The sequence below is a fragment of the Porphyromonas sp. COT-290 OH860 genome (genome assembly GCF_000768935.1).
Lineage (GTDB): Bacteria > Bacteroidota > Bacteroidia > Bacteroidales > Porphyromonadaceae > Porphyromonas.
On record NZ_JRAR01000033.1, the window covers coordinates 21943 to 46618 of the forward strand.

General features: G+C 49.6%; 17 protein-coding genes. 4 read left to right on the top strand and 13 right to left on the bottom strand.

Translation table 11 applies throughout. From position 1 onward, the window contains the following. Positions 1-17: 17 nt before the first annotated feature. Positions 18-3272 (bottom strand): fibronectin type III domain-containing protein, encoded by a 3255-nt coding sequence (locus tag HQ41_RS03560; RefSeq protein ID WP_152567324.1) that lies wholly within the window; start codon positions 3270-3272, stop codon positions 18-20. Positions 3273-4161: 889 nt separating this feature from the next. Here HQ41_RS03560 and HQ41_RS03565 point away from each other — a divergent pair. The 4 genes from HQ41_RS03565 (at position 4162) to HQ41_RS03580 (ending at position 7787) form a co-directional block, all read left to right on the top strand. Continuing rightward, the gene (locus HQ41_RS03565) at positions 4162-4956 is read left to right on the top strand and encodes a thymidylate synthase (protein ID WP_044188012.1); all 795 of its coding nucleotides are present in this window, start codon (positions 4162-4164) and stop codon (positions 4954-4956) included. A 56-nt stretch (positions 4957-5012) separates the two neighbouring features. Further along, positions 5013-5507, top strand: coding sequence for a dihydrofolate reductase (locus tag HQ41_RS03570; RefSeq protein WP_044188014.1), 495 nt, complete (start codon positions 5013-5015; stop codon positions 5505-5507). Between the two features lie 89 nt (positions 5508-5596). Beyond that, positions 5597-6958 carry a histidine--tRNA ligase gene (gene hisS, locus HQ41_RS03575; protein ID WP_044188041.1) on the top strand — a complete coding sequence of 454 codons (1362 nt, stop codon included), beginning with the start codon at positions 5597-5599 and terminating at the stop codon, positions 6956-6958. Positions 6959-7061: 103 nt separating this feature from the next. Beyond that, entirely contained in the window at positions 7062-7787 is a 726-nt protein-coding gene (locus HQ41_RS03580) for a nitroreductase family protein (RefSeq protein WP_044188016.1), read from the top strand. Between the two features lie 76 nt (positions 7788-7863). Here the strand turns inward: HQ41_RS03580 and HQ41_RS03585 are convergent, their stop codons facing one another. From HQ41_RS03585 to HQ41_RS03640, 12 genes are all read right to left on the bottom strand, one after another. Beyond that, positions 7864-8877, bottom strand: coding sequence for a DUF4476 domain-containing protein (locus tag HQ41_RS03585; RefSeq protein WP_044188018.1), 1014 nt, complete (start codon positions 8875-8877; stop codon positions 7864-7866). A gap of 90 nt (positions 8878-8967) precedes the next feature. Continuing rightward, a complete protein-coding gene (locus HQ41_RS03590; RefSeq protein WP_044188020.1) occupies positions 8968-9495 on the bottom strand; it encodes an OmpH family outer membrane protein in 528 nt (175 codons plus the stop codon). A gap of 65 nt (positions 9496-9560) precedes the next feature. Then, complete coding sequence (locus HQ41_RS03595) at positions 9561-10076, bottom strand: OmpH family outer membrane protein (protein ID WP_044188022.1); 516 nt, start codon at positions 10074-10076, stop codon at positions 9561-9563. Positions 10077-10160: 84 nt separating this feature from the next. Continuing rightward, positions 10161-12890 (bottom strand): outer membrane protein assembly factor, encoded by a 2730-nt coding sequence (locus HQ41_RS03600; protein WP_044188023.1) that lies wholly within the window; start codon positions 12888-12890, stop codon positions 10161-10163. A 39-nt stretch (positions 12891-12929) separates the two neighbouring features. Continuing rightward, the gene (uppS, locus tag HQ41_RS03605) at positions 12930-13694 is read right to left on the bottom strand and encodes a polyprenyl diphosphate synthase (protein ID WP_044188027.1); all 765 of its coding nucleotides are present in this window, start codon (positions 13692-13694) and stop codon (positions 12930-12932) included. 132 nt (positions 13695-13826) lie between these two features. Continuing rightward, a complete protein-coding gene (locus HQ41_RS03610; RefSeq protein WP_044188029.1) occupies positions 13827-14534 on the bottom strand; it encodes a DUF6089 family protein in 708 nt (235 codons plus the stop codon). Positions 14535-14547: 13 nt separating this feature from the next. After that, positions 14548-15930 carry a DUF6242 domain-containing protein gene (locus tag HQ41_RS03615; RefSeq protein WP_152567325.1) on the bottom strand — a complete coding sequence of 461 codons (1383 nt, stop codon included), beginning with the start codon at positions 15928-15930 and terminating at the stop codon, positions 14548-14550. 277 nt (positions 15931-16207) lie between these two features. After that, positions 16208-17737: an efflux RND transporter periplasmic adaptor subunit gene (locus tag HQ41_RS03620; protein ID WP_044188032.1), complete on the bottom strand. Its 1530-nt coding sequence runs from the start codon at positions 17735-17737 to the stop codon at positions 16208-16210. 15 nt (positions 17738-17752) lie between these two features. Continuing rightward, on the bottom strand, positions 17753-19228 hold the full coding sequence (locus HQ41_RS03625) for a TolC family protein (RefSeq protein ID WP_081964747.1): 1476 nt from the start codon (positions 19226-19228) through the stop codon (positions 17753-17755). Further along, positions 19218-22967 carry an efflux RND transporter permease subunit gene (locus HQ41_RS03630; protein ID WP_044188035.1) on the bottom strand — a complete coding sequence of 1250 codons (3750 nt, stop codon included), beginning with the start codon at positions 22965-22967 and terminating at the stop codon, positions 19218-19220. The genes HQ41_RS03625 and HQ41_RS03630 overlap by 11 nt, the downstream gene beginning before the upstream one ends. A gap of 241 nt (positions 22968-23208) precedes the next feature. Beyond that, on the bottom strand, positions 23209-23598 hold the full coding sequence (locus HQ41_RS03635) for a hypothetical protein (protein ID WP_152567326.1): 390 nt from the start codon (positions 23596-23598) through the stop codon (positions 23209-23211). Positions 23599-23800: 202 nt separating this feature from the next. Continuing rightward, positions 23801-24676, bottom strand: an 876-nt coding sequence (locus HQ41_RS03640) for an IS30 family transposase (protein ID WP_044188039.1), incomplete at its 5' end; no start/stop codon positions are given.

Genomic DNA, 24676 nt, shown 5'->3' on the forward strand with positions numbered 1-24676 from the left:
GACCGAAGTATGAATCGTTATTGATTGACGTGGAGCTTAACTCTAGCAATAGTACCATCTGCACCATGTACGACAGCGACATAGTGACCTTGAGCAAGTGAACCCAAATCGACCTCATCGCTTCCAGTGGCAACAGCCTTATCAAGCACAAGGCGACCAGCTAGGTCATAGACACGTACTGCACGAGCGTTGAAGCCACCTAGCAGCAGAGTACTGCGTACTGCATCGTAGGAGATAGGCGATGCTACCAAGACTTCCTGAACGCTGCCGGGTTCTCCTTCGACTTGGGCAGCCAATCGAAGCTGAGGTACCCACTCAAGGAGCAGTACAGATCTGAGGGTAGGAGCGGCAGGATTCAGTCTAGATTTATTATCCATATAGCGCACAGACCGCAAGACACCACTTCCCTTACCGAAGATAGCATACTGGGCAGGGAAAATATTGTCGGAAGTTCGTGCTTCCTTCCATACCTGCACACAGAGGTGCTTACCTTTCTTGTACTGGAAAGGGGTCTGGAAATCAAACTCTAGACGACCGACACCATTCTTGATCGTAATATGGCCATCGTAGACAAGTGTCATCGTAGCAGGATCAACACAAGCCTCTTGGGGGCTAAGCCCTGCAAGGTCTGGGTTATCAACATTGCCTAGGTAGATCTTGACTGGGGTTGGGGTATTGACTGCGACACCCCCGACGTAGTCGTAGGCTAGACGAGAGATAGTAGCATCGTTATTGAATCCGAGCTCTTCGGCGGGGTAAATAGTCTGCCCTGTAGAGTAGTGCCTCATGAAACTAATAGGCATAGTGGTTTCACGTGCTATTACGTCGTCAGTGATCAGATGGCTCCAAGGCATCGTGCCAGACTTGAGTACCTTGACGTCGAGAGTCTGTGAGCGATTGTTGCTTCTCTCACCGTCACCAGAGAGTACTACCTCGGCAGCGATGCGCATCTTGCCAGACTTGCCCTTGGGCGTGTACTTAACTATACAATCTACCGTTTCTTTGGACTTAACGGTAGGCACCTCCGTTAGCTCCGCTACCACCGTAGCTTGATCTCCGTTCATCTCGAGCAGGCGCACCTTGTATGCACTTTGTGGTTCTGTCCCTTCGTTCAAGATCCTAACGACAACCTTGTTTTGGGTTTCATTGATGATCTCGGATAGCTCAAAATCCTTCACCGCCAAATCCTTCTCGTATAGTCGCTTGACTGTAACACCCTGCACACAGAAGAGATCTCTCACATCTGCGCTACCGATGCTCGTACAGTGGATACCAACATTATAGACACCGTCCTCCTCGATATCAGCTACCACAACCTCTGTCCTGATATCTTGAGCCAAGGACATCGTATAGTACTCAAACTTCTTGAGCTGCTTCTGAGCTTGAGGGCTGGTACCCTTGCCGATATTGATCGAGAAGTCGTGGATCGTATTGGCGACCTCGAGCTGTATCTTGGTAATGATCTCGTAGCGACCACGCAATAGAGAGAGTTTGGGAGAGAAGAGCCAGTCGTCGGACTTCCTTTGGTAGCCAGCAGGGTCAAGCGCCATACGCTCAAAAACGGGTGCTCCACCGCCACTATAGACAAAGCGTTTGCCGTCCTCGTTAGCATCAAGATCTGACCAACTCTCACCATCTCGGTATGTCTTGAAGTCGGTTGAGTAAGGCACTTTGTAGGCCTCACCTGCCACGATCTTCTCTGTCTCTAGAGGCACACCATTGCCAATAGTATTCTTGGGCGTAACAATATAGGAATAAGCCATCACGAAGCCTAGCCTAGAGTCCTTGTAAGTAGTAGTCTTGAGGTTGGTAGCCACCACTTTCTTGTCAGGCATACGAGTGATGGTGTAGGTCACCTCTTCGGGCTTAATGAAGCCATCATGTGCCCCCTTGGCTGGCGCACTCCAAGAGATCTCGATATCAGCACCTTGCTTCTGTGCGCTTAAGTTCTGTACAACTCCGGGAACGTCTACACCAGTGTAGCAACGAATGCTATCAATGACACCCTTACCCTGAGCATTCTCCGCAGTCACATAGTAAGTATGTACCCCAGAGGTTGAGTTGGGGTCTGTCCACTCCATTTTATCCCCAACCTTGGTACTGGAGGTAATCTCGCCAACGACATTATCCCTCTTATCGCGTGCTATCGTGATCTTCGTTATAGACGATAGAGGCTTCCTATCCCAAGTGGTGGTTGGGTTCCTCCAAGCAAGCACAGCCTTGGCGTGATCACCTTTCTTATAAGTAGCTTGTAGCCCCTGTACACGTGCGGGAGCCTTGCGATCCTTTGCCGTTTCGTATGGGATATATAAGCCTGTAATAACATCGCCATACCCTACCGAACCATAGCTCTTGTGCTCACCCGTATCAGGATTAATCTTGTAGACATACTGGAAACCCGACTTATCGGCACCAAGCCAATAAAAATCTCCAGTAGTGTGGTCTACCTCTGCAGTATGTGTATAGTAGGGGACAATCGCAAAGCCATTCCTTTTGATCTCATGCCTTGTGCCTGCAATCTCCTTGAAACCATTGCTAGCGTCCAGCTTAAGAAACTCAGATGCCACGTATTCCCCCTTAGAGTTAGGTCTAGCCACAATTACGTTTAGGTTACCATCATAATCACTAGCGGCAGCCCAAACATAGAACTCGAGGTCTTGTTGCTTGGTATATGCTCCAGTTTCAGTATTGATGGAGTACACTGTAGAATAGGCTTTTTTGTCCTCACGATTACTGCGAGCTATCCCCCAACACTTATTATTCTTATGGTCATAAGTCATGTCGTAGATGACTGGCCAGTCTTTATACTCTTGCGAAGTATGGTCATAGCTCCGGAGCACTTTCACAGCCCCCGTCTGGGTGTCTATCTCCACGAAACGTGCTGGACGAATCTCGTAGGTGTACAAAATCGTCATATACCCAACGTACTTCTTACCCGTGTAAGCACCACAGTGTATCACTTTGATTTTAAATTCATTTAAGGGATCCACGGGTCCAAGCCGATGTATATCGGTAGGCTTATTGGGCGATAGGCGAACGATGCTGGGAGCGGTAGACTTATCTTCGAAAGTTGCCCCGAAGAAAGTCACCCCCTTGGAGCTGCTACCATTGTCCCACACAAAGCCTAGAGGGGGGTCTTGGGCTTCCGAGGCAGTGCTCTCTACTAACAGTGGAGATTTGCCTTTCTCTGGGCGAGTGCTCTCTGCCCGAGCAGAGCCAAAGCTCACTAAGGAGCCTAACAAAGACAAACAGAGTAAAATTTTCCTTTTCATGCTTGTTTTTATTAATATTAAACATACGACAAAACCTCATTGGTTAAGTCTACGACAAATCATTTTCCTTATTCTTGAGCACTAGATCTATGCGCTCGGACAATTAAGCTCGGTGCGCAGCAATCACTTCTATTTTATGGATTAAATCTGGCGTAGGGTCTTACCTACGGCACTATACCAAGGTTACAAAAACTCTCCCCTATGTGGCAACATTAAACTCCTACACCCCCTATATAATAGGCATCTGCAAAATGAATCCCCCTACAAGCCAGCTTGAAACAAAGGTAAGCAAAAATAAAATGGTCTATATTTTAATAACCATCTCACTCCCAGAAAATGAATCGAAGGGACTATATAGCCAGCAGTCCACCGATAATCCTAACCCGATAGTATAAACGAATTGTTAATATTCTATAAACAACTAACCTGTGTTTAGGATAGACAAATAAGGGTTGCGGGAAAGTTTAGACGAAATCAATGGGAAGATCTAGAAGCGTTGTAGGGCCAATCTCGGACGATATACCCACCAATCGTCTAGGATTGATGGGAAGAAAATCCTTTGAGTGGGCATCAAAGGCTCCAGATCAGCCAAAAGGATCTTCATAGATATCTAAAAACCAAATCATTAGAAAACATACAATTTAAGCGACTCTTCGCACTCGCCCGAGTGATATACCCAAAATACAGCTGCACTCGATCTAGGGCCTCCTAGGGGGCAAATATGAGGTCTATCCTTTTTGCCCCAAGCTCAGAGGGGTCGCCCCAACAACATTCTGAAAACTGAGCCAGAATATAAATTCTACCTGCCTAATCTAGTCCCTACATACATAGTCGTGATATTAGCCTATCTTTGTTCCTAGTATTAACGAAACAAAAGACACGGAAATCAATGAAGCAATATCTTGATTTGCTGGCGCATATCCTAGATCAGGGGCAGACCAAAGGCGATCGGACTGGCACTGGCACGATCAGCACCTTCGGCTACCAGATGCGTTTTGATCTAGCCAAAGGATTTCCGCTACTGACCACCAAGAAGCTGCACCTCAAGAGTATCATCTATGAGCTACTATGGTTCCTCAGAGGAGATACCAATGTAGGCTATCTGCAGGAGCGAGGGGTACGTATCTGGAATGAGTGGGCAGACGCAAATGGAGATCTAGGGCCCGTCTATGGGGCACAGTGGAGGTCTTGGCCAGACTATCGAGGCGGAACCATAGATCAGATCAAGCAGGTCATCGAGGAGATCAAGCACAACCCCGATAGCCGCAGGCTAATGATCTCGGCTTGGAATGTGGCACAGATAGACGACATGGCTCTGGCCCCATGCCACTGCTTGATGCAGTTCTACGTAAGAGATGGGCGCCTAAGCCTACAGCTCTACCAACGTAGCGCCGATGTCTTCCTTGGCGTCCCCTTCAACGTAGCTTCATATGCCTTACTGCTGATGATGATTGCCCAAGTCACGGGGCTCGAGGCAGGCGAGTTTGTACATACCTTTGGCGATGTGCATATCTACCTCAACCACCTAGATCAGGTCAAGACGCAGCTCTCTAGAGAGCCTCGTAACCTACCTCGTATGTGGATCAACCCCGAGATACAGGATATTGACAGTTTCAGCTTCGAGGACTTTAGGCTAGAGGGTTATGATCCTCATGCACATATCGCAGCCACGGTATCAGTCTAGATCTACTCCCGTACGCAACTTCTCCCCGCCCCTACCCCAACCAACCATTGAGCTCTATGACACTATCCATAGTAGTCGCGATGGCTCTAGACCGAGCTATCGGACGCAACAATGATTTGCTCTGGCGCTTGCCCGCAGACCTCAAACGCTTCAAGTCACTGACCACTGGGCATAGCATCTTGATGGGTCGACGCACATGGGAATCCCTCCCCAATGGCGCCCTCCCCAATAGGCGCAACATCGTCATCAGCCGAAGCCTCAAGGAGGCCCCCGGAGCAGAGCTATTCGGCAGTGTGGAGGAAGCTCTAGAAGCCGTAGGCAACCAAGAAGAGGTCTTCGTCATAGGCGGAGGCGAGATCTATCGTCAGCTAGTCAAGCGAGCCGATAGGCTATACCTAACCCTCGTAGAGGCCGAGTACCCCGATGCTGACACCTTCTTCCCCGAGATAGACTGGGCGGAGTGGCAGTCCCTGTACGAAGAGGTATACCCTGCCGACGACAAAAATCCATTGGCGAGCAAATACTACGTCCTATCTCGAGCCGAGAGATAGAGCGATATTGGCTAAATGAGCCGAATTGCCGAACTTTGTACTCGGCAAACAATAATACAGACGGAGGATCACTCTCCCCAAAAGATAATATGCAGAAACCAACGATTCCTAAAGGAATGCGCGACTTCGGCCCCGTAGAAATGGCTCGTCGCAACTATATCTTCGATACTATCCGCTCGGTCTATGCCCTCTACGGCTATCAGCAGATCGAGACCCCCACTATGGAGAACCTATCTACTCTGATGGGTAAGTATGGCGAGGAGGGAGATAGACTTCTCTTCAAGGTGCTCAACTCGGGCGACTATTTCAAAGGTATTGAGGACGGAGAGCTCCTCGAGCGCAACCCCCATAAACTAGCAGCTCGCCTATGTGAAAAAGGGCTACGCTACGACCTAACCGTACCCTTCGCTCGCTACGTAGTGATGCACCGTGATGAGCTTACGATGCCTTTCCGACGCTACCAGATACAGCCCGTTTGGCGTGCCGATAGGCCACAGAAGGGGCGCTACCGTGAATTCTATCAGTGCGATGCCGACGTAATCGGCTCTGACTCCTTGATCAACGAAGTAGAGCTAATTCAAATCATAGATGAGGTCTTTCGCCGTCTAGGCATTCGTACACGAGTACTACTCAACAACCGCAAGATACTCGCAGGCATTGCCCAGACCGTAGGTGCAGAGGATCGGCTCATTGATATCACGGTGGCGATCGACAAGCTAGACAAAATTGGCTTGGACAAGGTCAAGGAGGAACTTAGAGGAAAAGGATTCTCGGACGAAACTCTAGGACGCCTAGAGCCCCTACTGCTACTAGAGGGGAGCAATCAAGAAAAACTCGATAAGCTCTCCTCCCTCATCGCAACAAGTGACGAGGGGCTCAAAGGCATTGAGGAGCTGCGCTTCGTACTCGATCACCTAGACACGGTAGAGCTCATGACTGAGGTACAGATAGACCTTAGCCTAGCACGTGGTCTGTCGTACTATACGGGAGCAATCCTAGAGGTCAAAGCTATCGACGCCACAATCGGCAGCATCTCGGGAGGTGGGCGCTACGACGACCTAACGGGTATCTTCGGGCTGCAAGGGCTCAGCGGTGTGGGCATCTCCTTTGGAGCTGACCGGATATATGACGTGATGGCGGAGCTTGGGCTATTCCCAGACGCTAGTAGCACTGGCACACAGATCCTCTTCGTCAATTTCGGAGCCTCCGAGGCCCGTAGCCTAGTCCCCATAGTCGCTCGCCTACGCCGTGCTGGTGTGCGCTGCGAGCTCTTCCCAGAGAGCACCAAACTCAAGAAGCAAATGAGCTATGCCAATAGCATGAATATAGGCTATGTGGCTCTCGTAGGCGAAGATGAGCTCCGCAGTGGAGCACTAACGGTCAAGAATATGCTCACAGGCGAGCAAGCTAGCCTCACGGAAGAGGCCTTGATTGAGCTGCTCACGAAGTAAAAAAGCGGTATCAATTACGTATCCTCTTTATCTCGCCACCCTATTGGGAGATAAAGAGGATCATTGTTTATAGATAGATTTGCACTTAATAATCAAGCAAAAAATGAAAAGCCTAAAAGAAATACTGGAGTTTCGCCGTGCTACTCGGCGATATAGCGATCAGCCCATCGACACCGAGCGTGTACGTGAGTGCATCAAGCTAGCCCAGCTCTCGCCTACAAGCTCCAATATGCAACTCTACGAGGTGTATCATGTCACAGACAAAGCCCTACTCGGTCAGCTTGCAGTGGCTTGTTTCGGACAAGGAGCAGCCAGCACCGCTCAGCAAATGGTTGTCTTCGTAGCACGCCAAGACCTACATAGAGCGAGAGCCAAAGCGATGCTCGCCTACGAACGAGAGAATGTAAAGCTCAATAGCCCACAGGACAGACAAGAGCATCGCCTCAAGCGCTGGGAGCTCTATTACGGTCGGGTGATGCCTCTGCTCAACTCACGTTGCTTGGGGATCTGGGGAGTGATACGCAAATCATTCGCACAATGCATCGGACTATTTCGACCAATGATCCGGCAGGTGTCGGAGGCCGATGTACGTGTATCGGTGCATCAAAGCTGCGGCATGGTCGCACAGACCTTCATCATCGCAATGGCAGAGGCGGGCTATGATACTTGCCCCATAGGCGGCTTTGATAGTCTGCGTGTTCGCCGTCTGCTCAACCTCCCCAGCGGAGCCGAGATAGGTATGATCGTCAGCTGTGGCATCAGAGATCCTAGAGGGATCTGGGGCGATCGTGTGCGTATCCCCTTTGAGCAGATGTACAAACATCGCTAGACAGAGGCAACAAAATAAGAAGGCGGTGTACCGAACTATGCATTCGATACACCGCCTTCCTAATTTATACTCTGAGCTACAAGCCTAAATGCTTCCGAGCCTCAGCTCTGCCACTACTGAAAGTGAATAGATCCAGTAGTCGATCTGCATTCTCCATATCAACAATGCGGCGAGCCAATAGCCCCAGCACCTTGAGGCGATCGTCATCGAAGGTGTAGAGCTTCATCAACCTCGACACCTGATGTACTGTAAAGAAACGAGTATGAGCAGCCACAGAGATGTACTCTAGCTTATCATCACTAAAAGTCTTAGCCTTGACTCTCTGGTAGAAATCCTCGAACCAGCGCTCATCAATCACCAACCTCGGGTCGGCTGGTCTTCCCTCTAGAGTCCCATATCGGCCTCGTGGAGGGATCAGTAGTGAGCGAGCTTTCTCTCTGCTACTACGATATCGGAACATCTCCAAGATACGATCGGCATACTCCAAGTCTACAATCCGCCCAGAGAGCAAACGGAGAATATCTAGCCTGTCGTCTTCGTGGGCATAAAGCGAGAGCAGTCTACAGCTCTGCTCGACGGTAAAGTATCTCTCTAGAGTCGCACTGGCGATCATATCTCTACGCTCACGTGGGAAGGGCGTACGCTTGAGATGGTTGTAGAAGTCGGCGAACCAACGCTCGTCAATCATCGGTCTATCTGGGTAGCCTCCCCTAGGTGGATAGCTGGGCGGATACACCTCTTCGGGAATTGGTAAGGGGATTGTTATCTGAGGTCTAGGCGCCCCCGGGTCGTAGGTCGGTGGGATTGGTTCGTGCTCTGGAGCAGGCATATCGTACGAGTCGAGCTTATCCACACGCTGCCCGACGAAGGTGACAATCAATACATTCATCTTCTCACCAATCGTTTCACGATACTCCCATTCCTCCTGATTACTATTGAACCTACGATGATCGGGCGAACCCATAACAGCTAGGACTTGCTGCATCGTCATTCCTTGGGAGAGCTTGAGGGCCTTACTAGAGAGCCCACACCCCCACAGAAATACACCCATGAGCAAAGTAAGAGCAAAGCTCAGCAACTGCTTGATCATAATCTTATAGTTAAATATGAAAACAATAAGGAGGAACGCAAATAGCTATTGCCTTCCCCCTCTATGACTTTTTGTTGTTGGAGCTATCGACTAGCGGCCAGCTGCAGGCTTAGCAGCTGCAGTAGGCTTAACTCCTAGGTCTACCTTCACCTTGTCAGTAATATCAACAGCGTCTTTGCCTACATGTAGCATCACCCCAGCCTCTAGTACATACGTACAAGCATCGGCATCGGCTATTTTCTTGATTGCAGCAGCAACCTTGGTTTGGATAGGAGCCAATAGCTTCTGCTGCTCCTTCTGTAGTTGCTCCTGCATAGCCTGATAAGATGCTTGGATACGCTCCTCTAGGCCCTGAATTTCTTGCTGACGGCTCGCACGGATAGCCTCCAGAAGCTGCTCACGTTCCTTGACGAAAGCTTCAACCTTGGCCTTATACGCATCTTGCATGCTCTGGATCTCAACATTATACTTCTTAGCTAGCTCTTGGATCTTGTCTTCGGCAGCCTTTACCTCTGGAAGAGAGGTCATGATCTCCTGAGTATTTACCACTGCGATCTTCTGCTGTGCAAGCACTGTGAGTGGTAGTGCAAGGAGCAGAGCCATCAAAATCTTTCTCATCGTTGTTGTCCTATTTAATTTATTTGTTTGGATTTATCAAAAAACAATGCGATCAAAGATAGGGATTATTTTCCAAATCCCATTTTCTGCAATACAATGGCGCTGACGTCTACTGAGGGGTCTGCGTAGACGATCTTGCTGCTTGCCTTGTCTATGATCACGTGATAACCTTGCGCTAGAGCAAGCTCTTTGAGGCTCTTCCAAACTTCGTCTTGGATAGGCTTCATCAAGCTCTCACGACGCTTCATCAACTCACCCTCTGGGCCGAAGTACTTGCGCTTGAGCTCATAAGCGGCCTTCTCTGTCGTTACGATCTCCTCCTCACGCATCTTCTTCTGCTCTGCCGAGAGGAAAACCAAATCACTCTGATACTTCTTATAGAGAGCCTGAGCCTCTGCTTCCTGCCCCGAAACCTCCTGTTGCCACTTCTTGGACAAATCCTCTAGCTGTCGGTTCATCATTTCATAGGCCGGCATCTTACCTAATATATACTCCATATCAACCAAGGCCAACTTCTGGGCTGATGCAGATCCTACGCTCACCCAAAGCAAGGCCAGTAGGGCAAATAGATTCTTCTTCATAACGGACATCTTTTTTAGTGAATAACTCTAGAAAAGTTAAAATTATTGTATTCCGAATGTCAAATGTAGCAAATATCTTGCTTACTAGATATCACGGCCGAGAACAAAGTGTACATTGCTGCCACCACGCTCTCTCGAGAGCGGGCTAGGACGGTCGAAGCCGTATGCCCAATCGATACCGAGAAGACCAACCATAGGTAGCATGATGCGCACCCCTACCCCAGCCGAACGCTTGAGGTCAAACGGATTGTAGCGACTATTATCTCTCCACGCATTACCAGCCTCTAGAAAGCCAAGTACCCAAATCGTAGTGGACTGCTCGAAGATGAGCGGATATCTCAATTCGAGAGTCGTGCGGAAGTATGAGTAAGCATAGTCATAGTCGGCACCTGCGATCGAGCCATTACGATAGCCACGCAGGCTGATAGTTTCATTCGTAAAGCCGGCATACTGCCCACTCATCATATCACCACCCATGTAGTATGTGCCAAAAGGTGAGCGCTTGTGCTTGTTATAGCTACTGATTATACCCCCGTCCATACGTGCCATGAGCACAGGGGTACGCTTAACGGTAAGCGGATTGAGCAGCGGCAAGAACACCTTACCAGAGAAACGCCACTTGTGATACTCAATAAAGCGGTAGCGATCGGCCTCCGAGAGCGCAGGGTCACTGTAGTCTTTACCATCAAACGCCGAGTAAGGAGGCGTCAGATTAAGCGCAACACTAAACTCAGAGCCTCTGCGTGTATAGATAGGATTGTCGATGGAGTTGCGCTCTAGACGAAGCTCAAGGTTGATGTCGTTGGCTCTACCATGGTGGAAGTTGCCAAACGTGTAATAGATCCAGTTATTCAGTCTGTAGTGGGTGTAGTTGAGCGCTCCATACACTTGGAACCAGTTATCCGGCCAGTTGAGGCGTCGCCCATTACCAATAGTTAGCCCAAGAGTGGTGAGGCTCTTGTCCGAGTCATAGGCACTCTCATAGATTGCACTGGAACCTCCATAGCCATAGCCTGCACCATAACCTCCGTAGCCTCCGTAGCCATAGCCATTACCGTAGCCATAGCCACCGAGGTAATATGGATTATTAAGCATGTAGCTATTGACCTGATTGCTGTAATACCTCTGGTCAATGGCAGTGGAGTGCGAGTAAAATGCACTTACACTAAAGAGGTTTGGACGCTTACCACCAAACCAAGGATCGCTGAAAGACAAGCTAGCTTGATGATAGTAACGAGCATTAGACTGGACATTGATAGACAATTTCTGTCCGTCGCCCTGTGGGATAATCCCCTTGTACATGCTTGGGCGGAAAAGGTTCTTGATTGAGAAGTTGGAGAAAGTAAAACCTGCCGAACCAATCAGACCAGACTGGCTCCACCCGATCGAGAGATTAAGCTGGTCGTTGCTCTTAGGTACAAGGTCATACTCAATATCGACAGTACCATTGGCTGGGTCAGGCACAGTCTTTGGGAGAGATTTCTCAGCATCGAAGTGACCGATCTGGTTGATCAGTCGATACGAGTTCATCAAATCCTCCTTACTAAACAGTCTGCCCGGCTTGGTATATAGCTCACGGCGCACAACATCTTCGTAGACGATGTCATTACCACTAATCTTTACCTTATTGATCGTTGCCTGTGGTCCCTCTGTGATGCGAATATCTAGCGAAACAGAATCGCCTACGACACTCGTTTCTACAGGATCAATAGCTGCGAAGATATAGCCATTGTTATAGTACAAATTGCTCACCGCATCTTCGTCCACCTGCAGACGATCCTCTAGACGCTTCTGGTCGTACAAATCTCCAGCCTTCACGCCGAGCAAATGGTTGAGCACCTCGGCATTGTATTTAGTATTGCCTACGAAGCGAATATCCTTGATATAGTACTTATTCCCCTCATGCAGTTTAATATGTAGATCTACCTTGCGGCTACCATCTTGTAGACGTACGATGCTATCGGATACGATCTCAGCATCTCTATAGCCTGCTTGGTGGTAGCGCTTGAGTAGATTCTGTAAGTCATTCTCAAGCTCTGCATCAACTAGCTTCTTTGGCTGGAAGATTTCCAAAATACTTGTCCAGAGTCTTTTGGTCGAGAAAGTTTCATTAGTTTTCTTCATCGCCATACGTAGCTGATGATCTGTCAGCGCTTCGTTGCCTTCGAAGATGATATTCTTGATTTTCGTCTTACCACTCTTGTCGATATGAATGATCAAATCAATGAAGTTCTTCTCCTCGGTCGAAGGTTGCTGATTGATCGTGAGCTTCATCTCACGGTAGCCCTTCTCGTCGAAATACTTCTTAATGAGCTGACGAGTACGATCAAAAACATTGGGCGAGCTCTGCATTCCCTTGCGTAGACCAATGCGCTTCTCAAGTTCCTCCCGATCACTCTTGCCGATACCTGTGTAGGTTACTTTGCCAATACGAGGATTCTCCACAAGCTGTATCTCAATCCAAGCGTAGTCACCCACATACTTGGTGATGAGGATCTTGGCATTGGCAAAATAGCCATACTGCATATACCGCTTGACAGCATCGGTGAGTGCCAGTCCCGGGATATCGATACGTTCGCCCACGGCAAGTGAAGAGAGGCTCTTGAGGACAAACTCGTCGTAGCTAGGTGCTCCCGTAATCTTAACGTCGGCAATAATTTTGGAAACAGGGCGTGTGTATTCTACCTCGGGGTTGTCAATACGTACGCCTTGTAGGCTGAGCGTATCGACCTCTACGGTAGACCTAACTTGTGCCGCCAATGAAGCGATTGAGAGGAAGCCTACGGCTAGGCTTAGTGATAGGCGTCTATACATCGTTGGTATGGGTCTATTTCATTGTGTAGTAATCTTAGCTTAATCGTCGCCAAGCTGTATCTGTTCGCTTGTCTTACCGAAGCGTCGCTCACGATCGCTATATGCTCGGATAGCTTCTAGCAAAGGCTCTCTGCCAAAGTCAGGCCAATAAACACTGCTGAAGTATAGCTCGGCATAGGCGGCCTGCCAAAGCAAGAAGTTACTAATACGTTCCTCGCCTCCAGTGCGGATCATAAGGTCTAACTCTGGAAGATTGGCCGTATCAAGCAGAGCAGAGAATGCCTCCTCCGTTATGTCTTGGCTCGTGAGAGCGCCCGAGGCTTGTAAAGCAACAGCCCGACGAATAGCTCGGACTATCTCGTCGCGAGAAGAATAGCTAAGTGCTAACACCAAACGAACACGCTTGCCTGCAGAAGTCTGAGCCATACAGTCCATAAGGGCCTCATAAGCAGTCTGAGGCAAACGAGAGAGATCTCCAATTGCCTCTAAGCGAATACCCTCTTGAATAAGCTCTGCGCTCTCTGCATGAATAGCCCGCACAAGAAGCTCCATGAGCGCATCAACCTCCTCGGCTGGGCGATTCCAGTTCTCCGTACTGAAGGCATATACCGTCAGCACCTCAACTCCGAACTCTGCGGCGGCCTTGAGGGTGGCCTTGAGCGACTCCTGCCCCTTGATGTGGCCTTCTGTACGAGGAAGGCCTCGCTCCTTGGCCCACCTGCCATTACCATCCATGATAATTGCCACATGGCGAGGTATTCTGAGCTCTTTCAAATCTTGATTACTACTATTGTCTATTGTCATTATTTACATTTGTTCCTTTCATCATCAAGCGAATACTACTCCGGATCTAGCGGACAACTTCTATCGCAGCCTCCACTGGGGGCTTCCCCGAACCTATCGCTTGTATATATGCCCAAATATAGCACATTTTACCTAATCACACTGCCCTTGTTTCCTACGTTTGAGCTGATAAGTAAGCCCTAAACTAAGGACGGCAAAAGCATCCCTATTCTTGATCCACGAGGCATTGAGTCGATACGGATCGGAGAGCCATGTACGCCCTGCTTGCAGCGCATCAAGACCGTCGCTCCACGTGTGCTGCCACTGCCACTCGGCCTCTAGGCTGAGCCGCGCACTAAGCCGATACTTAACTCCCAGAGCACAATAGACGCTAGGAGTAGGTATTACCCTACTCTGCGACCATGCTAAGCTCCCTGCTAATCCAGCCCCTATATAAGGAGAAAAGCTCCTTGTACCTAGATAACGAAACTTGTCGCTCAGGGGATAAAAATTAAACTCTCCTCCCAATCTCAGATTGAGCAGGTACGAAGAAAACCGAGCTGTACGCCCCTCTGGGAAGACATTGTCGGCATAGCGTGTATCTCCACTTAACCCTCTATATCCAAGCTCTGTCGTCCAAGCCCATCTGAAGTTAGAATTATATCTACCAATTAAGGATAGGGCTGAAGCATACGAGGTAACGAAGGCTCGGCGTGCAGCATCTCCCATATAGTAGGAAGACCCTAAACGCCCCCCCAGCTCGTAAACATACTCCTGAGCAGAGAGGCGCTGTGTTGGGATCGACAGGATACTGCAACACAGTAAAAGAGGCAGTATCCAGTGGCTTGAGCCGAACTTCACTCCTTGTTTTTATTTAATACTCATCTTTCTTGGGCGCTCCAATCCACAGAGAAGCAGGAGAGCCGACAGGTGTATCTACACTCCCCAAGAGAGCAATATTGTGATTGACTGCATGCTCCCAAGCAAGGACACGTCTATTGGCAAAAGAGGCGAAGTCCCTAGGCTTAGCAATGGGGCCGTTCTCACGCCAAGTACGCCCCATATTGTCCGAAGTCCAAATCCTCAGCCCCACAGAGGGGCTCGCTTCGAATATATAAATAAGGTCATCAGTCTTAAAAATCGAAGCCGAATGAACTGTACCAGCATCGGAGTTGGTATATATACGTGACCAGTCTAAGCCATTGGTTGTGTACCAAACGCTGCGCTGTACTCTAGAGATAATGGCTTGATCCTCTAAAGCGACCAGATATAGGTACCCGCCTATATACTTCTTGACTCCCGAGAAAGCACGATAATTGTCCCTTGGGAAGTCCTTGGGAACAGCTAGAGAAGACACTTTAACCCTGCCCTGCGAATAAACAGCGAAGCGAAGCTCGCCATCATCACCCTTCACTAAGAGAGCCAAATCGGGCTCCTCTGCCGAGAGGCGTGGAGGCAAGACCCCAAGAAGTCCCTCAACCGAACCGATAGCCTCGATCCGCTGCCAGACTTTGCCTAATAGTCGATAAACATAACCATTGGAGGCTAGCGCATAAGGCTTCCTATCATACTCCTCGATATGCCTAATAGTAGCTCCTGTGGGCAGCCCTGAATAGCCCATATCTCGAGTAAAAACACCGTCTTGATAAGTGTAATACCTATTCTCCCCTGCCGTGGCCTCAACTACCCAAACATCATCTACCCTTTTCATGGCATAGGCATACGCATCTTGCTCTAACCTTGGTCTGTCACCGACGGTCGTCACGGGGTCTGCCCAGACTATGGTTTCGGGATCAAATTTGTATTTATTTAATTTGACATTGTAAGCATACTCTATTTTATCTCGATCATCTCCAATGCTCACCTTGACCTTGAGCTCGTGCAACTCCTCGGGGAAGTCGTAAACCTTCTCTGCCTTCCACTCCTCATAAGCTCCGTTGCCTAGAGCTACATATATTTTAGTCCCGGTACTTGCTGTTCCTACCGAGAGCTTGATCTTCTCCATTTTCTTGCCGTATGCAAGCGGCTTTTTATTCTCTATCTTGCCTGTATCAGCGAAGTTCTCAATAGAGAAAAAGACTTTGGATAGCTCTGCATCCTTCTCCGAAGACATCGAGAAGCTGCGGATCTGAGCATTAACAAACTTTACCTCCTGCACCTTGGGATCGGACTTGGAGCCACAGCCGACAGCTCCTAGTGTAGCCCAAATAAAGCCTCCTACAAGTACCAACCGACCGAGTGATGATATATACTTCATATATTTATATGTTACGACACAAGTAAACCGCCCGACAAATGTGCGGATACATTGAGACACAAAGTTAGTAAATATTATTCCAGCTCTGCACTCAATCTCTACTACCTAAGTAACTCTCTAGATACCCTTTTTGGTATGCATCAGCTCTTATGCTACACTCGCCTCGTCCACTAAACCCACATTTTACCCCGATGCCAAACAAGATAATAGGGGTAGTACCAAGGTCTCCCCCTCGGCACTACTCCTAGACCAGTAGTACAAGAATACTGCTGGTGGGCTATCTATCGTACTTACAACAACCGGGTAGTTGGTCAAAGACAGAGCTCTCCGCCTTATGATACTCGGTATCGTAGCCAATCTTGGCAATCGCCTTGCTGACCGCCTGCTCGGAGGCTACGGCAGTATTGAGGCGCAGGTAAAGTATCTGCTCATCTTTGCTCCACCGAGCGTCCTCAACGCCATAAATATCAAGCGCTGTCTTCTCTATCAAGTCCTTGCACATACCGCACGAGCCTCTCACTCCGAACTTAATTTCCTTGGAGTGCTCCGAATCAGGCACTACATTCATCATCGACTTCTTGCCCTCTAACTGTGCGCTAGCATCTAGAGCGAAGACACCACTAGTTACCACTTCCTCTCCCTCGGACAAGCCATCTAGTACCACATACGCTCCACCCAAAGAAGGCCCCAGCTCAACCTCTCTCATCAAGAACGTAGGCATAGATGCATCTCTTTGACGAACGTACACCACAGATCTCTTCCCCGTCCAGAGGACTGCCGTCTGAGGGATAATGATAGCACTCGGATTTTCCCTCAGCTTTGCTTGCACCTCTGCCATGGCATACATCTCGGGTTTGAGTTCCATGCCTGAGTTGGCGATATCGACACGGACACGAGCCGTACGGGTACTTGGATTAATCATAGGGTCGATGAAGGAAATCTTGCCAGAATACTTCCGTCCCGGATAAGCCGTAAGCTTGAAGCCGATGGAGTCGCCAACGCTCAAGAAAGACAGATCCCCCTCGAAAGCATCAAAAACCGCCCACAGCCGAGAGAGGTTGGCGATGTCGAATAGTACCGCTCCTTGAGCAACATAGTCGCCTTGATTGACACGTCTATCCGTGACGACACCACTAGCCGTAGCCTTGATCTCCACGAATGCAGAGAGTTGCTTGGACTGTAGTATGTGATCGATCTGCTGCGAAGTGATGTGCCAGAGCTGGAGTTTCTCTCGGGCGGCCTGAACTAGTTGGGGCTGCTGCATGGCTACCGCCTGCAGCAGCTCCTGCTGTGCTGTGAGTAGCTCTGGCGAATAAATGGTGGCTAAGGTTTGTCCTAAACGTACAGTTTCTCCCGTGAACTTAATATTCAGCTTCTCGATACGGCCAGACACGTGAGCGGTCTGCGACTGCAACCCACGCTCGTCTGGGACAATCTTGCCATAAAGACGGATACTCTTGGCAGGGCTCTCTAGACTGACTCTCGTCGTATGTACATTGGCAAGTGCCATAGCCTCCTCGGAGAGCTGTATGGCAGACGGATCTAGTTCCTCTCCCCCTCCGCTGGTCTTGCGAGGAATGAGATCCATCGCACAGATGGGGCACTTGCCCTGCTTATCCATAACGATCTGTGGGTGCATAGAACAGATCCAAGCGTCTGCAGTATCTCCCTCCGCTATATGGCTATGCCCCGAGTGAGCGCCGCCAGTAGGAGAGCCAAAGAGTAGCCCCCCGAGAAGAAGTCCTCCCAAAGCAAATAGGAGATAGTAGAGATACTTCTTAGTCATTATATTATTTCTAGTCTTCATTGTCTGTCGTAAAAATTAAAAGGAAATGGATAATAACTTCTCGAGCGCTGCAACGTAAGTATTGTAGGCTACGACAGCCTCAATAGCCTTGAGCCGATAGTCCACGAGCTGACGCTCTTGGGCTATCACATCGGCAAGCCCTTGCCGCCCTGCCACTAGCTCTTGTATCACGATACGGCTGAGCGACTGAGATAAGGCATACTGCCTCGCATAGAGATCGGACTTGCGTGCCGACTCCTCTAGCCTTAGACGCAGATTGAGGTACTCGGCTCGTAGCTGATTGTGTAGTTCGGCCTCTTTGAGCTGTGAGGCCTGATAGTATAGCTTGTTCTCTCTTTGCTGAGCCTTATACTTACCACGAAAGATAGGCAGACTAACCTTGATCATAGGCATCAGCATATCATGTCCATTGCCATGATTGCCTAGAATGGGCTTATCGTACGGAGCCACCATACTATACTGTAATCCGAGGCCAATCATCGGGTAGCTCATCAATCGGTCCATCCTGGCTTTGGCTCTGTATGCTCGAGCCTCCGACTTGAGCATCGCCACCATAGGATTATTTTCTAGGAGGCTATCGAGCAGGCCAGCCGCTCGATCGGGCAAGGTACGCCGCTCGAGAGTGTCGGCTAAAGCTACAGAGCTCTCTACCGAACGGTTAAGTAAGGTATTAAATTTGGCTTCAGCTGCCCGGCGCCTAGAGAGCAAGTCTAGGAGCTCATGCTCCAGCTCGGCTCGCTCTAGCTGAATGCGTACGACGTCCGCCATACTGCCCGAGGACATACTCATTGCTCCAGAGCCAGACATCTGAGGCATGGCATTGGCTCCAGAGGTCATAGGTGCGGAAGACACTCCCCTCATGCCACCAGACATACCCGGCATACCTCCCATATCCGTAGAGCTAGCAGGTGAAGTAGAGGCCGACTGCCACACAGAGCGAGGAGGGCTAGCTGAAGATGAACCCGCAGTCTGCACACCAGCTGCAGAAAAACGCCCTAAGGCGAGTTGCTCGAGCTGATGCAGCAGGTCTATATGGCTCTGCACAGCCTTGTACCGCTCACCAAGGCCACAGAGCTCATACCACTGAGCCTTGACTTGATACCATATATTATCTCTACGCTCCCTAAACTGCTCATACGCCATTTTCGCCATTTGCTCCGATTCTGCTCGGGCGGCTTGGCGCACCCCAAACCAAGGGAACATCTGCATCAGAGTTAGATCTGCCACTTGCTTACCCATGAGTGTGTGCATCGGCTTGGGAAATACCCCGAGCTCTAGCTCTGGATCTGGATAGGCTCCAGCCTGTGGTAGTTTCTCGACAGAGGCCTTGTAGAGCGCTAGATCCGCTTGTAGCTGAGGATTGCTGCGGGCGGCCAACTCCAAGTAATGGGGGAGACTATCGGGCTGTACTTCAGTCCCAGCCCTCATCGGGCTAGAGAGCACCGCCACAGAGAGTAGTGCCATAACCCTACATATATATTTATTGTTCATCGTTATTTCCGTCTTGTTGTTTGATTTGTTGCTTGGCTAGTCGTCCCTCTACCTGCTCTCTCCACCAGCATTGTAATACTGGGACTACAAACATAGTCATCGACTGAATGAGCATACCACCAAAAGTGGGTATGGCCATCGGGATCATCACATCAGCGCCCTTACCCGTCGAGGTAAGCACTGGCAGTAAAGCTATGAGCGTAGTGGCAGTAGTCATCGCTGCAGGGCGAACACGCTTGAGCGCTGCCTCTACGACAGCCTCACGAATATCGTCCTTGGTGCGGGGCTGTCTTTGCTGGAAGACTTGGTGAATATATGTCCCCATCAGAACCCCATCGTCGGTGGCGATACCAAAGAGAGCAATGAAACCCACCCAAACGGCAACGCTGAGATTGATAGGAGCCATCTGAAACAGATCTCGAATGTTCTCGCCTGCGATACTAAAATTCATAAACCAAGGTTGACCATATAGCCACAAGAGCATGAAGCCACCCGAGAAGGCAACGAATACCCCTGAGAAATGAATGAGCGAAGCCGTGACCGTCTTGAACTGGGCGTAGAGCACGAGGAGCACGATCAGTAGAGCCAGAGGCACCACGATCATAAGCCTATCAGTAGCACGCTGCTGCTGCTCGTAGTTGCCAGCAAACTTATAGGACACGCCCTTGGGCAATACCAGCTCTCCTGAACGTATCTTCTCCTGCAAGAAGGCATCGGCCTGCTCTACAACATCGACCTCGGCTCGATCGGCTTCTTTGTCGAAGATGACATAGCCAACCAAGAATGTGTCCTCGCTCTGTATCATCTGAGCCCCACGAGAATACTCAATATCGGCCAGCTCTCGGAGTGGTACCTGAGCTCCTGTAGCCGTGGGGATAAGAAGCATTGATAGTGCCTCGGGGCTATCCCTAAGCTCTCGTGCATAGCGCAGACGAATAGGGAACCGCTCACGCCCCTCGACCGTGCGAGAGAGCGCCATACCACCTACTGCGGCGCTAAGTACCTCCTGTAAGTCGGCCACTGGCACACCGTAGCGAGCCATACTCTCTCTGTTTAGCTTGATCTCTAAGTAGGGTGCTCCTACTGCTCTGTCGTAGAAAACCGATGAGGCAACAACCGACGGTGCTGACTTGAGAGCCTGCTCGATAGCCTTACCTCCCTGCTCAATAGCCTCCAGATCGGGGCCATAGACCTTCACACCCATGGGTGCACGCATACCGGTGGAGAGCATAACCAGACGAGCCTCTATGGGTTGTAGCTTGGGAGCAGAGGTAAGCCCGGGCAGATTGCTCACATCAATAATCTGCTGCCATATATCGTTGGCATTTTTAATCTCCGGACGCCACTGACGAAAGTAGGCTCCTCTAGCATCAGGGACTAGACTATCCGATGATATCAGCCTATATCCGTCTTGGGGATTGTAGGTCTGTCCACTCTTGAGGACGAAGGCTCCGTCACTATCTACCTTAAATCGCCTGCGGTGGCCATTCTCGTCCAAGATATACTCGGGGCGATAGTTAATGGTGTTCTCAAACATCTGTACGGGAGCTGGGTCAAGTGCAGAGTTCACACGCCCCCACTTGCCGATAGCGACCTCGACCTCTGGGATAGAGGCTAGTCGCCTATCTAGCTGCTCTACATACTCTAGGTTCTGCTCTATCCCAGTGTGAGGCATACTCGTTGGCATGAGCAGGAAAGACCCCTCGTTGAGGCTAGGCATGAACTCCTGCCCCATATTGCGCCAAATGAGCAATCCGCTCACTACGGTGGCTATGGGTATGATCATAAACTTCCATCTATTGGCCAAGCACCAGCGCAAGATGCGCTCATAGTAGATGACCAACAGCCACAGCAACACGAGAATGAAAGCGATACACCCAGCCACAAATAAGAAGTTGAGGAGCCCACCACTATCAGCCCCCATAGGTAGCCATTCGACCGAGAGGTAGTAGGTAGCCACCAGCAGGGCAATACCTATATTAATATGGTTGGCTCTATTTGGGTGACTCCAGCGATGTGCCAAAAGGTTGTTTACCCCCACTGCGATGAGCCCAAGGGCTGGCAAGCTCAGATAGGCAACAAAGAGCCCTAGACCAAGGACGATGAGGAGATAGTTGAGTACCCTGCGCAGTAGCCTAGAGTTGATCCGCACCGAGAACACCCAATAGGCCAGAGTAGGGAGCAAGACCAACCCCAGCAAGAAGGCCGTAGCGAGTACATAAGTCTTGGTATAGGCCAGCGGAGCGAACATCTTACCCTCCTGAGCCTGCATAGCGAATACAGGTAGGAAACTCACAATGGTGGTAATCATCGCCGTGGTTATAGCACCCGAAACCTCCGAAACGGCTAGTGAGATAACACGTAAGAGAGTCTTGCCCCTAGTACGACCTGCATACTCGGGTAGCTCCAGATAGCGTATGATACTCTCAACGAAAACGACACCGACATCGACCACCACACCGATGGCGATCGCGATCCCCGATAGGGCCATTATGTTGGCCTCAACACCTGTGTACCTCATCAGAATAAATGTACCCAACACAGCGATAGGTAGCATACTGGCGATGACGATAGAAGCACGGAGGTTGAGCACCAGTACAATGATGACGATGATGCAGATCAACACCTCGTGCGAGAGGCTCGTCTCGAGCGTACCGATTGTTTCTCGGATCAAACCTGTACGGTCGTAGAAAGGGACTATGGACACCTTGGACACGGTGCCATCGGCTAACGTCTTCTGAGGCAAGCCAGAGTCCATCTCCTTGATTTTGCTCTTGACATGGTCTATGACCTCTAGAGGATTGGAGCCATAGCGTGCTATAACCACGCCTCCCACGGCCTCTACGCCCTCTTTGTCGAGCCCACCACGGCGAGTACTAGGGCCTATATTGACGAAGGCAATATCCGAGATACGCACCGGGACACCCTCACGCACGGCCACCACAGTCTGCTCAATATCCGAGATACTCTTGATATACCCAAGCCCTCGGATGAGATACTCGACCTTGTTGATCTCCATTGTTTCTGCCCCTATGTCTAGGTTGCTCTTCTGTATGGCGCCCATAACGTCCATAACCGAGATGTTGAAGCGGTACATAGCATCGGGGTTGAGATCTATCTGATACTCCTTGACGAAGCCACCAGCCGAGGCCACCTCGGCAACTCCCTCGGCAGATGAGAGTGCGTACTTGACGTAGAAGTCCTGCACCGTACGTAGCTCCTCGGCGTCCCAGCCTCCCGTAGGCTTACCAGTCTTGGGATCTCTGCCCTCGAGCGTGTACCAATAGATCTGCCCGAGAGCCGTGGCATCTGGCCCGAGAGAGGGCTGAACCCCATCGGGCAGCGTACCAGAGGGCAGGGAGTTGAGCTTCTCCAAAATGCGTGAGCGGCTCCAATAGAACTCCACATCATCGTCAAAAATGATGTAGATAAACGACATGCCAAACATCGATGAGCTGCGAATAGTCTTCACCCCCGGGATACCCAAAAGCGAAGTCGTGAGCGGATAGGTGATTTGGTCTTGAATATCCTTGGGCGAACGCCCCATCCACTCCGTGGCTACAATCTGCTGATTATCCCCAATATCAGGAATGGCGTCTACGGGGATTGGATTGCGTGGGATAACTCCTGCGTGCCAATTGAACGGAGCCGTTGAGATCCCCCAGACCACGATCAAAATCAGCAGTAATGTCGTTATGAGCCTATTCTCTAGGAAATAACGAATTAATCTATCTAGCATAATTATGTATTTATTTAGTCGGTCAATGAACAAGAGAGCTTGGGTAGCTTCGGCGGCACCGTCTCAGCCCAAGGGGCTAAGCCAATAGCCAACCTCGAGTAGCGATACGAGACTACGCCAAGGCTCATCACAACCCTACTGCCTCCAAGTCGTGATAGGCATAGAGTGAGCGACATACCTCGACAAGCCTAAGCCAGTCGAAGCAATGCAAGCGATAAAAGTCTAAAAAGGATACAAACTGCTAAATGATGAGCTTGCGATAGAGGATAAAGTGTGGGCTCTGGCTCTGCCTAGTCGCCTCAAAAGGCGGGGCTTGGCTTCTGTAGTATTGATTGACCTCGAGAGAGCTTGTATATCGCCATAGGTAGGCGAAGAGATTGGTTACCGAAGGCGTCAAGTTCACCTCGGGGCTACATTCCTTGTTCTGGTCGATCGTGAGCTTCAAGAAGTAGAATTGACTAGAGCAGCAACTGGCCGACTCATCGGCGACGGCACAGCAACCATCGGTATCCTGCACACCTCCCAAGGCAACCTCTACAAGTCTGCCCATGCAGTAGTGCGAGCTTATGGCTATGCCAGAAGACACAAAGAGGAAGAGGGTTGTTAATATGGATAATACAAATCTCGTCATACTGATCTAGTCGCAATGAAGAGTCAAAGTTACCAAAATATTCCAAATCTCCAGAGCTCCCAAACAGAGCTGCACATTCCTCCTTCCAGCGCAACAATGTTGATCTAAGTTAGTCCTAAAACTTGGCTTGGCGTTAGGTATCCTAGCCGTTTTCTGGGTCTTCGATTGTGCACATTCCTCCTTCCAGCGCAACAATGTTGATCTAAGTTAGTCCTAAAACTTGGCTTGGCGTTAGGTATCCTAGCCGTTTTCTGGGTCTTCGATTAATTTTGTGTTGTATTTTGATACACATATCTTGACTTATTTGCTTGAAATCCATCTTCTTAGGAATGTATTGTCTTGCGAGTTTATTGAATAATTCGACATGAGGTTTATCTGTAGAGCAGTAGGGATGGGCAAAGTATACAGGCACTTTGAGCGCCTTCTCAATAATTTCATAACTAGAGAATTCGGTCCCGTTGTCCGTGGTAATGGTCTTCAGTAGCCCTCTTCTTGCTACCCCCTTCATTTCTTTGCTGACAAGTATAGCTAGTTTCTTGGCATTCTTGCCATGCTTGAGTTTTCGAATCATCCCGTATCCGGTGACTCTTTCTACCATTGTCAGTATGACATCTTGATTGTGTGCCCCGACAATAAGATCCATCTCCCAGTCTCCTATTCTCCCCTTATTTTGCACAATAGGATCTCTCTGCTCAATGCTCTTTTTATTGAGCTGCTTGGGGCTTGTAANAATAAGATCCATCTCCCAGTCTCCTATTCTCCCCTTATTTTGCACAATAGGATCTCTCTGCTCAATGCTCTTTTTATTGAGCTGCTTGGGGCTTGTAACAAGTTTAGGGGTCTTACGTTTCTTTAGGGCATGTCGCGTATGCTTCCATAGATCTCCTCCCATATTTTTGTCCTCATGGATATACTCATAGATACGAGACTTCCCTATAATAGGAATCTTATTTTGAGTGCAATACCCGGAGATTTGTTCGGGAGACCATTGCTCCACGGCGATATAGAAATTGACCTTCTTGCGTATTTCGGGGGTGAATTTAATCTTCCTCTTTCGGAAGCTACCTGCTTCGACAGC

What these genes read in the sequence shown, in the direction of transcription:
- HQ41_RS03560 (WP_152567324.1), bottom strand. Translation starts at nt 3,272, where the DNA reads ATGAAAAGGAAAATTTTACTCTGTTTGTCTTTGTTAGGCTCCTTAGTG.
- HQ41_RS03565 (WP_044188012.1), top strand. Translation starts at nt 4,162, where the DNA reads ATGAAGCAATATCTTGATTTGCTGGCGCATATCCTAGATCAGGGGCAG.
- HQ41_RS03570 (WP_044188014.1), top strand. Translation starts at nt 5,013, where the DNA reads ATGACACTATCCATAGTAGTCGCGATGGCTCTAGACCGAGCTATCGGA.
- hisS (WP_044188041.1), top strand. Translation starts at nt 5,597, where the DNA reads ATGCAGAAACCAACGATTCCTAAAGGAATGCGCGACTTCGGCCCCGTA.
- HQ41_RS03580 (WP_044188016.1), top strand. Translation starts at nt 7,062, where the DNA reads ATGAAAAGCCTAAAAGAAATACTGGAGTTTCGCCGTGCTACTCGGCGA.
- HQ41_RS03585 (WP_044188018.1), bottom strand. Translation starts at nt 8,877, where the DNA reads ATGATCAAGCAGTTGCTGAGCTTTGCTCTTACTTTGCTCATGGGTGTA.
- HQ41_RS03590 (WP_044188020.1), bottom strand. Translation starts at nt 9,495, where the DNA reads ATGAGAAAGATTTTGATGGCTCTGCTCCTTGCACTACCACTCACAGTG.
- HQ41_RS03595 (WP_044188022.1), bottom strand. Translation starts at nt 10,076, where the DNA reads ATGAAGAAGAATCTATTTGCCCTACTGGCCTTGCTTTGGGTGAGCGTA.
- HQ41_RS03600 (WP_044188023.1), bottom strand. Translation starts at nt 12,890, where the DNA reads ATGTATAGACGCCTATCACTAAGCCTAGCCGTAGGCTTCCTCTCAATC.
- uppS (WP_044188027.1), bottom strand. Translation starts at nt 13,694, where the DNA reads ATGACAATAGACAATAGTAGTAATCAAGATTTGAAAGAGCTCAGAATA.
- HQ41_RS03615 (WP_152567325.1), bottom strand. Translation starts at nt 15,930, where the DNA reads ATGAAGTATATATCATCACTCGGTCGGTTGGTACTTGTAGGAGGCTTT.
- HQ41_RS03620 (WP_044188032.1), bottom strand. Translation starts at nt 17,737, where the DNA reads ATGAAGACTAGAAATAATATAATGACTAAGAAGTATCTCTACTATCTC.
- HQ41_RS03625 (WP_081964747.1), bottom strand. Translation starts at nt 19,228, where the DNA reads ATGAACAATAAATATATATGTAGGGTTATGGCACTACTCTCTGTGGCG.
- HQ41_RS03630 (WP_044188035.1), bottom strand. Translation starts at nt 22,967, where the DNA reads ATGCTAGATAGATTAATTCGTTATTTCCTAGAGAATAGGCTCATAACG.
- HQ41_RS03635 (WP_152567326.1), bottom strand. Translation starts at nt 23,598, where the DNA reads ATGACGAGATTTGTATTATCCATATTAACAACCCTCTTCCTCTTTGTG.